This is a genomic window from Aurantimonas sp. A2-1-M11, assembly GCF_036549475.1.
GTDB lineage: Bacteria > Pseudomonadota > Alphaproteobacteria > Rhizobiales > Rhizobiaceae > Aurantimonas.
The window spans coordinates 129,614-143,933 of the sequence record NZ_JAZHLI010000004.1; the positions used below are offsets into that span (position 1 = coordinate 129,614).

Annotated in this window: 10 protein-coding genes; all 10 read right to left on the reverse strand. The window is 69.9% G+C overall.

Going from position 1 to position 14,320, the window contains the following annotated elements; translation table 11 throughout:
• Positions 1 to 81: 81 nt before the first annotated feature.
• The 10 genes from VQ042_RS03185 to VQ042_RS03230 all read right to left on the reverse strand — a co-directional run bounded on the left by VQ042_RS03185 (position 82) and on the right by VQ042_RS03230 (position 14,240).
• Positions 82 to 3,585 (reverse strand): error-prone DNA polymerase, encoded by a 3,504-nt coding sequence (locus tag VQ042_RS03185; protein ID WP_331815454.1) that lies wholly within the window; start codon positions 3,583 to 3,585, stop codon positions 82 to 84.
• A complete protein-coding gene (locus VQ042_RS03190; RefSeq protein ID WP_331815457.1) occupies positions 3,582 to 6,170 on the reverse strand; it encodes a Y-family DNA polymerase in 2,589 nt (862 codons plus the stop codon). Before VQ042_RS03190 ends, VQ042_RS03185 begins: the two co-directional genes overlap by 4 nt.
• 212 nt (positions 6,171 to 6,382) lie before the next feature.
• A complete protein-coding gene (locus VQ042_RS03195) occupies positions 6,383 to 7,195 on the reverse strand; it encodes a metallophosphoesterase family protein (protein WP_331815460.1) in 813 nt (270 codons plus the stop codon).
• Complete coding sequence (locus tag VQ042_RS03200; RefSeq protein ID WP_331815462.1) at positions 7,192 to 7,989, reverse strand: 4'-phosphopantetheinyl transferase family protein; 798 nt, start codon at positions 7,987 to 7,989, stop codon at positions 7,192 to 7,194. The genes VQ042_RS03195 and VQ042_RS03200 overlap by 4 nt, the downstream gene beginning before the upstream one ends.
• A gap of 102 nt (positions 7,990 to 8,091) precedes the next feature.
• Complete coding sequence (locus VQ042_RS03205) at positions 8,092 to 8,670, reverse strand: SH3 domain-containing protein (RefSeq protein ID WP_331815464.1); 579 nt, start codon at positions 8,668 to 8,670, stop codon at positions 8,092 to 8,094.
• A 121-nt stretch (positions 8,671 to 8,791) separates the two neighbouring features.
• Complete coding sequence (gene gshB / locus VQ042_RS03210; RefSeq protein WP_331815466.1) at positions 8,792 to 9,730, reverse strand: glutathione synthase; 939 nt, start codon at positions 9,728 to 9,730, stop codon at positions 8,792 to 8,794.
• 117 nt (positions 9,731 to 9,847) lie between these two features.
• Entirely contained in the window at positions 9,848 to 10,873 is a 1,026-nt protein-coding gene (locus VQ042_RS03215; RefSeq protein WP_331815468.1) for a glucokinase, read from the reverse strand.
• Between the two features lie 137 nt (positions 10,874 to 11,010).
• A complete protein-coding gene (gene mepA / locus VQ042_RS03220) occupies positions 11,011 to 11,988 on the reverse strand; it encodes a penicillin-insensitive murein endopeptidase (protein ID WP_331815470.1) in 978 nt (325 codons plus the stop codon).
• Positions 11,989 to 12,148: 160 nt separating this feature from the next.
• A complete protein-coding gene (locus VQ042_RS03225; RefSeq protein WP_331815472.1) occupies positions 12,149 to 13,141 on the reverse strand; it encodes a Gfo/Idh/MocA family protein in 993 nt (330 codons plus the stop codon).
• Positions 13,142 to 13,238: 97 nt separating this feature from the next.
• The gene (locus VQ042_RS03230; protein ID WP_331815474.1) at positions 13,239 to 14,240 is read right to left on the reverse strand and encodes an adenosine kinase; all 1,002 of its coding nucleotides are present in this window, start codon (positions 14,238 to 14,240) and stop codon (positions 13,239 to 13,241) included.
• Positions 14,241 to 14,320 lie beyond the last annotated feature (80 nt).

Genomic DNA, 14,320 nt, shown 5'->3' on the forward strand with positions numbered 1-14,320 from the left:
CTTCGATCCGAAGATAGGGGCCGTGGTGGTTTCGGCCAGAACCAAATCGGCAGGCGCCGAAGCCTCGGGGCAAGCCGGCGGTCACTGGAAGTTCCGGCCCTTGGGCAGGATCTCCCGGCTCTGGCGATCGGCCATGCCGGGTTGATGCGGGACGCCGCCCGCCGCCACCATCCGCAGGTGCCGGTCGACCAGCCGCTTCTGCAGGCGCTGTTCGTCGACGGGCCTGCGCACCTCGTCGGCGCGGGCAAGCGCGGCGCCGAGCGAGGAGGCGAGCGTCGCCGCCTCGGCGCCCGGGCCGGCCGGGCGGCTGGAGGGCCGCCGCAGGGGGCTCTTCACATGATCCGCCGGCGCTACGGCGTAATCCGTCGCCGCACCGCCATCGGCCACCCGCATCAGGAGCGGCGTCAGATCCTCGATGGTCTGGGCCACGACATGGATGACGCCGTGATCGCTCTGCATGCGCCCGGTCACCTTGACGAAACGGGCACCCAGGACGAGGGCCCGGTGGCTTTCGAAGACCTTGGGCCAGACGATGATGTTGGCGGTCCCGGTCTCGTCCTCGATGGTCATGAAGATGACGCCCTTGGCCGAGCCGGGCCGCTGGCGGATCAGGACAAGGCCGGCGACACTGACCCGGCTGCCGGAGCGCAATTGCTCCAGCCGCTCGTCGGGGATCACCCGCAGGGCGTCGAGGTCGCGGCGCACGAAGCTCACCGGATGGGCCTTCAGCGACAGCGACAGGAAGCGGTAGTCGTTAATGACCTCATCGCCGACCGGCATCGGCGGCAGCCGTGCGTCGGGCTCGGCCTGCAGGTCGCGGGTCGCGGCCCGCTCGAACAGCGGCAGCCGCTCCGAGGATCCCTTGGCGTCGAGCGCCCGGCAGGCCCAGAGCGCGTCACGGCGGCTATAACCGAGGCAGGCGAAGGCATCGGCGTCGGCCAGGCGTTCGATCGTGGCGCGCTTGAGGCCGGAGCGCAGCCACAGGTCGCGCACCGAATCGTAGCCGGCGCCGCGCGCGGCCACCAGCGTCCGCATCTCCGCCTCGCCCAGGCCCTTCACCTGCCGGAAACCCAGGCGCACCGCATGGCGCGTGCGGATATGGTCGCGCATTTCGCCATGGCGGGCCTTCATGCGCCCGGGCGCGAAGGGCGCCGCCTCCAGCGACTGGTCCCATTCGGAGCGGTTGACGTCGACCGGCCGCATCTCGACGCCGTGCTCGGCCGCGTCGCGCACGATCTGCGCCGGGGCGTAGAAGCCCATCGGCTGGGCGTTGAGGAGGGCGGCGGCGAAGACGTCCGGATAATGGCATTTCAGCCAGCAGGAGACATAGACCAGGAGCGCGAAGGAGGCGGCGTGGCTTTCGGGAAAGCCGTATTCGCCGAAGCCCTCGATCTGCTTGAAGCAGCGCTCGGCGAAGTCGCGCTCGTAGCCGCGCTCGACCATGCCCTCGACCATCTTCTTCTGGAAGGTGTGGATGGTGCCGACCCGCCGGAACGTCGCCATGGCGCGGCGCAGCCGGTCGGCCTCGTTGGGCGTGAAGCCGGCGGCGACGATGGCGATCTTCATCGCCTGTTCCTGGAACAAGGGAACGCCGAGGGTGCGGCCGAGCACCTCGCGCAGTTCCTCCTTGGGGAAGGTGACCGGCTCCAGCCCCATCTTGCGGCGCAGATAGGGGTGGACCATGTCGCCCTGGATCGGCCCCGGCCGTACGATCGCCACCTCGATGACGAGATCGTAGAAGCAATCGGGCCTGAGCTTCGGCAGCATGGTCATCTGCGCCCGGCTCTCGATCTGGAAGACGCCCAGCGTGTCGGCGCGCTGGATCATCGCATAGGTCGGCAGGTCGTCCTGCGCCTTTGACAGATCCGCCAGGGTCAGCGGCAGGTCGTAATGCGTCTTCAGCAGGTCGAAGGCGCGGCGCAGGCAGGACAGCATGCCCAGCGCCAGGATGTCGATCTTCAGGATGCCCAGTTCGTCGAGGTCGTCCTTGTCCCATTCGACGATGGTGCGCCCCTCCATGCCGGTGTTGAGGATCGGCACGACCTCGTCGATGCGGCCCTTGGTGATGACGAAGCCGCCGACATGCTGGGACAGGTGCCGGGGGAAGCCGGCGAGTTCGGCGGAAAAGGCCAGCACGTTGGCGGTGGTGGCATCCTTCGACGACAGCCCGGCCGCAGCGGCCTCGCGCTCGCCGAGATCGGTGGAGGAATAGCCCCAGACCGAGCCGGACAGGGCCGAGACCGCATCTTCCGACAGGCCGAACGCCTTGCCGACCTCGCGGGCGGCCGAGCGCGCGCGATAGGTGATGACGGTCGCGGCGATGGCGGCGTTGTCGCGGCCGTAATGCTCGTAGATGTACTGGATCACCTCCTCGCGGCGCTCGTGCTCGAAGTCGATGTCGATGTCCGGCGGCTCGCGCCGGTCCGAGGAGATGAAGCGTTCGAACAGGAGGCCGGCCCGCTCCGGCGAAACCTCGGTGACGCCGATGCAGAAGCAGACGACGGAATTGGCCGCCGAGCCACGGCCCTGGCACAGGATGCCCTTCTCGCGGGCACCCCTGACGATGTGGTGGACGGTGAGGAAATACGGCTCGTACTGCAATTCGCCGATGATCTTCAGCTCGTAGTCGATCCGCGTCGTCACGCTGGCCGGCACGCCCTCCGGATAGCGCCATCGGGCCCCCTCATGGGCGAGGTGGCGCAACTCGTCCGCCGGCGAGCGGGAAAGCTTCAGCGCCTCGTCGGGATATTCGTAGGCTAGGCTCTTCAGGTCGAAGCCGAGCTCGGCGAAGAACCGGCCGCTCTCGGCGATCGCCTCGGGCGCGTGGCGGAACAGCCGTTCCATTTCGTGCGGCGCCTTCAGGTGCCGCTCGGCATTGCGCGCCAGCAGGAACCCTGCCTCGGCCAGGGGCACGTGCTCGCGGATCGCGGTCATCACGTCCTGCAGGCGCCGCCGGCCGGGGGCATGGTGGAAGGCGTCGTTGGTGGCCAGCATCGGCGTGCGGCAGCGCGCGGCAAGACGGGCCGCCCGCGCCATGCGGCGCTGGTCGAGCCCGTCATGGGCCGGCGCGACGGCCAGCCGGACAGCGCCGCCGAACGCCTCGCGCAGCCGCTGCAACGGGTCGGCCAGCCCGGCCTCCCTCGCCGCGCCCTCGCCGTTCTCGCCGCCGCCGAGCGCCAGCGGCGCGACCACCGCCAGATTGAGGCCCTCGCCCCATTCCAGCAGGTCGGGCAGGGCGAGGATGCAGCTGCCCTTCGTCGCCCGCAGATTGCCGCGGCTGAGCAGCCGGCAGAGGCGGCCCCAGCCGGTGCGGTCGCGCGGATAGGCAAGGATGTCGGGCGTGGCGTCCGAAAACACCAGCCGGGCGCCGGGCGCATAGGGCAGTTCCGCCTCGCGGGCGGCCTGATGGGCGCGCACGACGCCCGCCACGGTGTTGCGGTCGGCGATCCCGAGCCCGGCCAGGCCGAGGCGATGGGCGGTGACCACCAGCTCCTCCGGCTGCGAGGCGCCGGTGAGGAAGGAAAAGCAGCTGGCGACGCCGATCTCGGGAAAGGCCCGCGGCGCCCGATAGGGCTCGATCCTCATGCGAAGATGCCGTGCAGGAACCAGGCCGGACGGCCGTCCGGCACCTGCAGCTCGGGGTCGACGGCCGGGTCGGCGCAGCCCTCGCGGAACAGCCAGAAGCGGCGACCGTCCGCGTCCTCGACGCGGTAATAGTCGCGGGCGGCCTCGTCGGGCTGGCGCCACCATTCGCCGGCGATGCGCTCCGGCCCCTCGGCCCGGCGCACCACATGCAGCGCCCGGCGCCAGCGGAATTTCAGCGGCGCGCCGTCCGGCACCTCGAAGCTCGCCTCGATCGGTTCCGGGATGGCAAGGAGTCGCAGTGGTCGCGGTGCCGTCTGGGGTGGAGCGACCGGAACGGGCCTGGCCAGCGCGGCCGAGCCGGCCGCCATGGGCCGCCAGCGTTCGGCCCGTTCGGGCCAGTGGCTGGCGACGGCGTCGAGCCGCAGGACGCTGGCCTCGCCGAGCCGCGCCCCGAGCCGGTCGACGAGGTTGCCGAAGGCGTCGCTGCCGATGGTCTCGCCCGACAGGTCGGTCTGCAGGTCCGGCATCGCCTCGGTGGCGTAGATGGCGAGCTTGACGAGGTCGTAGCCGAAGCCGGCGTCGAATTCCTCGCCCAGGCCTTTCATGCGCTCGCGGAACAGGCGCTGGATGGCGGCGGGTTCGCGCACCGGCCGCGATGCGCCGACCATCAGCCGGTTGACCGCGCCGTCGACGCGGAACAGCGACAGTTCGAGCTGCCGGGCGCCGACGCCGCGCCGTTCCAGATCGCCCTTCAGCCGCGCGGCGAGAAGCAGGAGGATGCGATCCACGTCGTCGGTCAGGCTGATCGGCTCGAACAGCCGCCGCTCGGCGGTCAGGTCGGGCACCGGCCGGCGCGGGCTGATCGGCCGGGAGGCGTGGCCCAGCGCCGTGTCGAGGCGCGCCAGCAGATCCTCGCCGAAGCGCCGCGCCAGCCCCGCCCGGGGCAGCGCCAGGAGCGCGTCGATCGACTTCAGCCCGAGCCGGCGAAACATCGCCGCGACCGGTGCCTCCAGCCGCAGGGCGGCGACGGGCAGCGGGGCGACGGCCGCCAGCTCGTCGTTCGCGGCGACGATGGTGCCGCCCCGTCCCCTGCCACCGCCGACCAGCGCCAAAGCGGTGCCGGCATGGCTGGCGATCGCCGCCAGGGCGGAAAGGCCCTGGTGGAACAGCCGCACGAGCAGGTCGTCCATCAGCGCCTTCTCGCCGCCGAAGAGATGGGCGCAGCCGGAAATGTCGAGGACGAGGCCGTGCGGCGCGTCGAGGGCGACGAGCGGGGTGTAGCGGTCGCACCAGTCGGCCACCGCTTCCAGAAGCCGCCGGTCGGCCGCCGGGTCGGTCAGCATGACCTCCATGTCCGGAAACCGCGCCTTCGCCTCGGCAAGACTGCTGCCTGGCGCCAGGCCCATCGCCGCGGCCGCCTCGCAGGTCGCGACGATGCGGTTGGCGTTGCCGATCGTCTCGTAGAGCGCCAGCGGCGACAGGCCTGCGCCGTTGGTGGCGTCGGTGCCGGCCGGCACCTTACGAGGCGCGTCGGAGCGCCACGACCGTCCCATCCGCTCGCGTCGGATCCGGTCCGTCGACAATCGTGGAAACGAGAGGGCGAGGTAACGGTTCGGAACCGGCCGGAGGGTCGAAACGTCGCTCATGGGAATTCCACTCCAGGACAACATGCTGCGGGCGACCGTCGCGGGATTNGGTAACGGTTCGGAACCGGCCGGAGGGTCGAAACGTCGCTCATGGGAATTCCACTCCAGGACAACATGCTGCGGGCGACCGTCGCGGGATTTCTCCACCGTGACGTCGAAGACCGGGTGACCGATGAGCTTGTCGCGCTCGTACAGGTCGGCGACGCGGCTGGCCGGGCCCGACCGGATCCGCAGCCGGAGCGGCGCGGCGGTAGCCTCGGGACGGGCACTCTGGCGCAGCAGCAGCAGCGGCAGGCCGGCCTCGCGGGCCCGCAGATGCAGCCGCCGGGTGCCGTCGAGGCCGAGCCGGGCGGGATTGCCGCGCACCTCCAGGATCGCCATGGCCAGCGCCCGCGAGGCGGCGGCCTCCTCGCCGGCCCAGGCCGCCTCGTCCAGCTTGCGCGTCCTCACGAGGCAGAGCGCCGCGGGATCGAGGCCGAAGCCAGCCAGCCCCGGCAGATAGGGAAGCCCGGCCTCTAAGAAGGCCATCCTGTCGCCGATCCACAGGAGCGGCCGGCCGGGCCGTGCGCCGAAGCGGATCGCCAGGGCCAGGGCGAAGCCGGCGAGCGAGCCCCCGTCGCGGGTTTCGTCGAGATGGATCTCGGCCAGTCCCGCCGCCGGAAAGCCGCCGCCCAGCGCCGCGTCGGCCGCCGCGCAGCCGAGCGGCATCAAGCCTGGCGCCCCGCGCCGCACGGCCGCCGCGTCGCCCTGCCGGGCGCGGTCGGGGGCCGGGGTTTCCAGCCGGCAGACCGGCTCGTCCTCGATCTGCGCGATGCGTTCGCGCAGCTCCGACAGGGCACGATTCCTAGCAAAGCCCCGATCCGTGCCATGCAGGCGAACGGGGGCTGGCGGGTCCGCGGGCCGGGCAGCGGGCCGCGGGAAGGGATCGGTCGAGGCCATAGGATTCTCCTTCGATCGCAAGGGATTCGCGATCGTTCCGCCTCACCAAGAGGTTTGTTCCTGATATGTTCATATGGATTCCAGAGCGGCCCGGGAGAGTCAAGCCGAGTCTGCGCCGGCGCGAGCGCGGCGTCGGGGAAGGGCAGGATTCCTAAGGGTCTTTGCGGCAAAGCCCCGCAAAAAGATCGCCGGACAGGCGACGCGGGCGGTCGCTACATCCGGATCCGCCGCAGCGCGTCGGCCGGTTCGCGGCGGCCGCGCCATTGCTTGGGATAGCCGAAGGAGACCTCCTCGAAGGCGACGCCGTCGATGATCTTGGAGGACGGCATGTGCAGATGGCCGGAGATCACCGCCCGGGCATTGTAGCGGGTGTGCCAGTCCTCGGTGCGGGTGGTGCCGCACCAGAGCGAGAAGCGCGGGATGCGCGGCAGGCGCGCGAGTTCGCGGCGCAGCGGCCAGTGATTGACGAGGATGTTGGGAGTGCCGTTGTCGAGGGCGTCGAGGCGGGCCTGCGTCGCCGCGCAGCGCGCCGCGCACCAGGCGCTGCGGCTGTCGTGGGGATCGGCCGGCAGGAACTGCTCGTCGGCGCAGACCGGCCCGCCTTCGCGCGCCCAGGCGACGGCGTCCGCGTGGGACACGTCCGCGGGGCGGAAGGAATAGTCGTAGAGCAGGAACATCGGCACGATGCGCACGTCGCGGCCATCGATGGCGACCAGCGGATAGGCGTCTTCGGGCGTCAGCACGCCGCGCGCCCGGCAGCGCACGACGAAGTGCTCGTAGCGCGCCTGGCCGCGCAGCGGCACGCCCTGGCTCGCCACGGCCCAGAGCTCGTGATTGCCCGGCACCCAGACGATCTGCCGGTATTTCGGCTGCAGGACGTCGAGGGCCAGATCCAGATGCCGCTCGGTCTCGCCCACATCACCGGCGAGAATCAGCCAGTCGTCCGGATGGGCGGCGATCTCGTGGATCGCCTCGCGATTGGCCGGATGGCCGAGATGCAGGTCGGCGACGGCGAAGAGCTTCACGGGGCGGGGTCCGCGGCGTCGAGATCTGTCGCCGAACCGGACAGGGGAATCGTGCGCAGGAACCGCACGGCACCGATCCGCGCAGGTGGCGAGACGGCGAAGGCCAGCCGGTGATCGGCGGAGACGGGCCGGCGCAGGAACGCCCAGCGGACCGGATCATCGGGGCAGCCGGCATGGAAGGCGATCGTCGGCGCGCCGGCGTCGTCGTCGAGGGTGAAGGAGAAGCCGTCCAGCGGCAAGGCGAGGCCCATGCCGCGCGCCTTGATATAGGCTTCCTTCAGTGTCCAAACGGCGAAGAAGCGCTCGGCGAGAGCCGGCCCGGCGGCGGCCCTCACCCATGCCCCTTCGGCCTGCGAGAAATAGCGGCCCGCCAGGTCGAAGGTTGCGCTCTGCCGGCCGACGGCCTCCACGTCGACGCCGATCTCGCAACCATGGGAGACCGCCAGCGCGACGAGGCCGCGGGTGTGGGAAAGGTTGAAGACCAGCCCGCCCGGCGCCTCGCCGACGATCGCCGGCCGGCCGTAGCGGTTGGTCTCGAAGCGCCAGTCGCCGGGGGCGACGTCGCGGTAGCGCGACAGGGTGGTGCGAAGCAGCGCCCTGCCGACCAGGAATTCGTCGCGTGCGCCCGTCACCATGTAGCGGTCGTGGCGCGCGACCTCGCCCGGATCAAGCAGCGCACGATAGGCGTCGCGCTCGCTCTCGCCGATATCGTCGAGGAAGGTCAGCCAGATGGCGGCGCCATTCTCCGGCAGGCCAAGGTTGGCGGTTCGGGCGGCGGGAGTGGTCGTGGGCAAGGACTTCCTCGGCGGCTCGGGCGGCCGCATCCGACCGCCGCAAAAGGATCGAGGCGCGGGGGGACATCCGCGCCTCGATCATCGTCTCAATGTGGGGTGGCCTCAGTCCACCCGGTAGAGGGGCACCGGCCGCTCTTCGCGGCGTTCCTCGCGCACTCCGCGGCGATCGTCCCGACGGTCCTCGCGGAAGTCCCGCCGGTCCTCGCGCCGCTCTTGGCGCAGTTCGCGGCGCTCTTCGCGCCGATCACGCCTGTCGTCGCGGCGATCGAAGTCGGGACGTCCGCGGCGGGTGTCGTAGCGGTCGCGGTCGCGGTAGAAGTTGCGGCCGCGATAATGGCTGTCCCAGTAGCTGCCGATCGAGAAGGAGACGATCGGCGCTTCCATCCGCTCGATATAGCGCGGGCCGGTGTAGCGGCGCGCGCCCGCATCGGCGAGATAGTTCGACGACATCCAGCCACGCTGGCCGGCATAGCCGACATCGCACCAGGCACGGGTGTCGAGGCAGCCGAAGACGCGGACCCGGTCGCCGGCGCCGACGACGTTGACGGCGGGGTAGGAGGTGGACGGGCCGGCGCGCAGATTGACGTCGGTGGTGGCGATCGCCCGCGACTGGGCCTGGGCGGCCGTCGGGATGGTGAAGGCGCTGGCGACCGCGAGCGCTGCAAAAAGCATCTTGTTCATGGCGTTCCTCGGACTGAGCCGGAACCTCTCCGGTTCTCTTGCTGCAGTAAGCCACATCGAGTCCGAACGGTTCCCGAACGCATCCGTTATCCGGCGTTCATCTTCCGCAGGGGCAGCCGTGTCAACGCTTTGCCTCGATGGCGTCCCACAGGAGCGCGGCGATGTCGGCGCCGCCGAACCGCTTGACCTCGCGAATGCCGGTCGGGGAGGTGACGTTGATCTCGGTCAAGAGGTCGCCGATCACGTCGATGCCGACGAAGATCAGGCCGCGCTCCCGCAGGGCCGGTCCGATCCGCTCGCAGATCTCGTGCTCGCGCGGTGTCAGCTCGGTCGCGGTCGCCTGGCCGCCGACATGCATGTTGGAGCGGGTGTCGGTCTCGGCCGGCACGCGGTTGATCGCGCCGGCGAACTCGCCGTCGACCAGGATGATCCGCTTGTCGCCCTTGCGCACGTCCTTCAGGTAGCGCTGCACGATGAAGGGCTCGCGGAACAGGATGCCGAAGGTCTCCAGGAAGGAGGTCAGGTTGCGGTCGTCCGGGGTGATGTGGAAGACGCCGGCGCCGCCATTGCCGTAGAGCGGCTTCATGACGATGTCGCCGAATTCGGCGCGGAACGCCATCACCTCTTCCGGGTCCTTGGTGATCAGCGTCTCCGGCATGAGATCGGCGAATTCGGTGACGAAGATCTTCTCCGGCGCGTTGCGCACGGAGGCCGGGTCGTTGACGACCAGCGTCTTCGGGTGGACACGTTCCAGAATGTGGGTCGAGGTGATGTAGGCCATGTCGAAGGGCGGGTCCTGGCGCAGGAGGACGACGTCCATCTCGGCGAGGTCGACCTTCTCCTGTGGCCCGAGGGTGAAGTGGTTGCCCTCTTCCTCGCGCAGTTCCATCGCCTCGCCGCGGGCCGTGGCGCGGCCGTCGCGCAGGGACAGCCGGTCGGGCGTGTAGTGGAACAGGCTGTGTCCGCGGTTCTGCGCTTCCAGGCAGAGGGCGAAGGTGGAATCCCCCTTGATCGAGATCGAGGAGACATGGTCCATCTGGACCGCGACTTTGAGCGCCATGGGGTTTCCTTCGCCTGGGAACGGGTACGACCGCGCTGCGACGTAGCGCCGGCGGGCGGCTTGCGCAATGGCTTCAGACGCATCGTTTCCGGCCAGACCCCCGGGGCGCGCCTCCGGTCAGGCGACCCAGCGCCGCCCGGTGGTCTCCAGACCGAAGAAGCGCGGCGTGCGGGCGAAGGTGGCCAGCCCGGCCAGCGCGGCCAGCGGCTCGGTCACGACGAAGAGCGGGATCTCGCGCATCAGCGCGCTGTGCGGCGCCTTGTCCTCGAAGGCGGCGCGCACCTGGTCGGCCTTCAGGATTGGAATGATGCGCTGGAAGATGCCGCCGGCGATGTAGACGCCGCCGCGTGCCATGAAGATCAGCGCGATGTCGCCGGCCACCCGGCCGAGATAGGTGGCGAAGAGGTCCACGGCCTCGCCCGATGCCGCATCCTTGCGGTTGACCGCAGCTTCGGTGACCTCGGCAGGCGAGGTGTGGACGGCCTCGGTGCCGTCGGCGGCGCAGATCGCGGTGTAGAGATTGACGAGGCCGCGACCGCACAGGATCTGCTCGCCGGACACCCGCCCCTCGATGGTCTTCAGATGTGGCCAGATGGCGTAGTCGCGCGGGCTGCGCGGGCCGAGATCGATGTGGCCGCCCTCGCCGGCGACGGGGATCCACATGTTGCGGGCGCGCACGAGACCGGCCACGCCGAGGCCGGTGCCGGGGCCGAGCACGGCGCGGCTGGCGCCCTCGTGCACGGTGCCGCCGCCGACCTGCGAGCGCGCGGAATCGCCGAGCGAGGAGATCGCCAGCGCCTGCGCCTCGAAATCGTTGAGAACGATGACCTCCTGGATGCCGAGTTCGGCTAGCATCTTGCGCGGCCGCACCACCCAGGGGCAGTTGGTCAGATCGATCTCGTCGCCATCGACCGGGCCCGCGACTGCCAGCACTGCCGATTTCGGCTGGATCGAGGTCTTGTCGAGGACGCTGGCCTGGATGGCTTCGTCGATCGTCTCGAAATCGGCGGTCTGGACCACCGGAAACGGCTTGGGGTCGGCGAAGGCGTCGACCAGCAGCGAGAAGCGTGCATTGGTCCCGCCGATATCGCCGATCAGGATCGGAAATTTCAACGCGTCGCTGTCGTCGCGCTTGCCTGCCATGGAGATGCCCGCTTCAATCGATTCGTATGCCTTGCCACATAGGCCATCACCGTGACGAACGCAAAACGCCGCTACCGGGGTTGGTGCGATGCGTGCGCGCCGGCCAGGGCGGTCGGCGGCGGCACCGACGCGCTGGATCAGCGCGACGGCCGATTGGTGGGAATCGGCACCCGGACCTGCGGTGCATAGCTGAGCGCCGCCGGTGGCGGGGCCGAGACGCCGGCGGCTATCACACCGCCGCCGTCGAAAATGGCGGGGGCCCCGGCGACCTGCCGGCAGGCATCGGGCATGTCGGCCAGCATCATCGGCGGCTTCGGCTTGGGTGGCTTGCCACCGGGCTTGGGCGGCTGCAGCGCGACGTCGAACCACCAGTCGAGTTCGCCGCAGCCATCGCCGCTGCCGGTGGAGCGCTGCTCGGTACAGCCGGGCGAGCCGGGCTGGCAGAACAGCCGCACGTGGAAATGTTCGTGATGGCCGTAGAAGGGGCGGACCTTGTTCAGCCAGGCGCGTTCGCGCCCCGTGGTCTCGCACAGCTTCTTCTTGATGCCCGGATGGACGAAGATGCGCTGGACCTTGGGATCCTCGGCCGCCATCCGGATGAGATCGCGGTAGTTCGACGACCAGATCCGGTCGTCGACCTCGAAGGTGCCGGGCTTCAGGACCGAGCGGAACGGATAGTCCTCCCGCTCGGCCGGTGTCAGGCGGCCGGCCGGCATCGGACGCAGCCAGATGTCGGCGTCGAGGCCGATCTGGTGGGAGGCATGGCCGGAGGGCATCGGTCCGCCGCGGGCTTGCGAGATGTCGCCGACCAGAAGGCCGGGCCAGACACCGCGGGCGGCGGCCTCCCGGGAGAGGCGCTCCAGAAAGGCGACGGTGTTGGGGTGGCCGTAGCGGCGGTCGCGTGACATCCGCATGGCCTGCCAGGTCGGGCCGTCGGCGGGAAGCTGCGCCGCGCCGGCCAGGCAGCCCTTGGAATAGAAGCCGAAACTGGCCGAGGGCATGGCCGCCGCCGCACGCTGGCTGCCGAAGATCTCCTTGGCGGTCGGCTCGGCCGCTGCCACCGTGCACGCCAGGAGCGCCGCGGCCAGGAGCGCGCCCGCCGCGGTGCGTGTCATGTCCATCGCCGTCATCTGCCTCGTCTTTCCCGGGTCATCGCCTCGGTGAGCCTATCCGGCGCATATGGGCCGAAGCTTGCCGAGGGCTCCGGGCGGCGCGGTGCGCCGGCCCGCATCATGGGGTGCAGACTGGCGCAGGCTTATGCCGTTTTCGTGGCCGTCAGCGCGGAACCTGGACCCAGTCGCCGGTGCGCCCGGCCTCGAACAGGGCATCGATCGCCGCCTGGTTGCAACGGCTGGATTCCAGGGGGAACAACTCGGTGCCCTTGCCCGCCACCGCGTCGGCGAAGCTTTCGACCTGCAGCCGGTACTGGTCGACGCCGGGGAAGCGGAAGGTTTCGGTATGACGGTGCGTACGGTCGTGCAGGAACACCTTGTCGCCGTCGTAGAGGCTGGCATTGAACGGCGCCGCGATCTCGATGAAGCCGTCCTGGCCATGGAAGACGATGCCCTGACGGTTCGCCATGCGGGTCCCCAGATACAGGCTCATCTCGAAGTCGCCGAAATCGACGGTGCCGGTGACGAAGGAATCGGTGCCGAATTCCGCGTCCGTGACCACCTTGGCGCGCACCCGCTCCGGCTCCATCTCGGTCGCGAAGCGGCAGGTGACCATCGGATAGACGCCGATGTCGCGCAGCGCGCCGCCGCCGAGCTCGGGCCGGTTGCGCATGTTGGCGGCATCGACATTGTAATAACTGAAGGCGGCCTGGACATGCACCAGCCGGCCGATGGCGCCCTCGGCGATCAGCGCCTGCACCTTGGCCCATTGCGGGTGGTAGGTGACCATGAAGGCTTCCGAGACCGTGACGCCGGCGGTCTTTGCCGCCTCCGCGATCGTCGCGATCTCCGCGGCAGTCATGCCCATCGGTTTTTCGCACAGGACATGCTTGCCGGCCTCGATGGCCTTCAGCGTCCATTCGGCGTGCTGCGAGGTCGGCAGCGGAATGTAGATCGCGTCGATCTCGTCGGACGCCAGGAGCTTGTTGTAGCTGCCATAGGCGCGCGGGATGCTGAAGGCTTCCGCGACCTCGCGGGCCCGATCCTCGTCGCGGCTGGCGATGGCCGCCAGCGCGCCGTTGCTGGCCTTCGCGATCGCCGGCATCACGTGGTCCCGCGCGATCTTGGCGGTGGACAGAATTCCCCATCTGAGCATGCCGGTTCCCCCTCTTTCGTTGTCTGCTGCGTCGTCGATGGTCGCCCATAGCTGCCACGGCCGCCCGCCCTCGCCAGGCGGCCGGCCGCGGATCATATCAGGTGTTCAGGACAGCCTTCACCGCGTCCAGCTCGGTCAGCGGCGTCTGCGGCCGCGGGCCGATCTGGCCGATGATGTGGCCAGCCGAGGCAACGCCCAGCCGCGCCGAGTTCTCATGGTCGAGCCCCATTGTGTAGCCGCGCAGGAAACCGGCGGCGAAGAGATCGCCGGCGCCGGTCGCGTCGACCACCTTGTCCACCTTCAGCGCCGGCACGGCGACACGCTGGTCGCCCTCGGCCACGACGCAGCCCTTCTCGCTGCGGGTGACCGCGGCGAAGCGCTTGACGTCCTTTGCCAGGGCATCGATCGCCGCGTCGATGTCCTCGGTCTCGTAGAGGGCCTTCGCCTCGGCCTCGTTGGCGAAGACGATGTCGACGGTGCCCGAGCGGATCAGCTCGAGGAATTCGTCGCGGTAGCGATGCACGCAGAAGGAATCCGACAGGGTCATCGCCACTTCGCGGCCGTTCTCGTGGGCGATCTTCGCCGCCGCGACGATGGCCTCCTTGGCGCGGGGCGGATCCCAAAGATAGCCCTCGAAATAGGTGACCCTGGCGGCGCCCACCAGCGCGGCGTCGATGTCCTCGGGGCCGAGCTCGGTGCAGGCGCCCAGGAAGGTGCTCATGGAACGCTCGCCGTCCGGGGTCACCAGAACCATGCAGAGCGCCGTCGGTGGCGTGGACTCCAGAGGCTGGGTGTCGAACCTGACGCCAAGCGCGCGGATGTCGTGGGTGAAGATCCGGCCGAGCTGGTCGTTGGCGACCTTGCCGATGTAGGCGCCCGTGCCGCCCAGGCTGACCAGCCCGGCGATGGTGTTGCCGGCGCTGCCGCCCGAGGTTTCCGTGCCCGGGCCCATGGCGTCGTAGAGATGCTCGGCGCGCTCGGCGTCGATGAGCGTCATGCCGGCCTTCTGCACCCCTTCCTTCTCCAGAAAGGCGTCGTCGGCGCGCGCGATGATGTCGACGATCGCATTGCCGATCGTCAGAACGTCGTAGTCTGCCATGGTCCATCCTGTCATTGCAGCGTGCCGTCTGGTTAACCTGCGGGGGCCGAAATGGCCAGAGCGGCGGGATTAGGACAGCT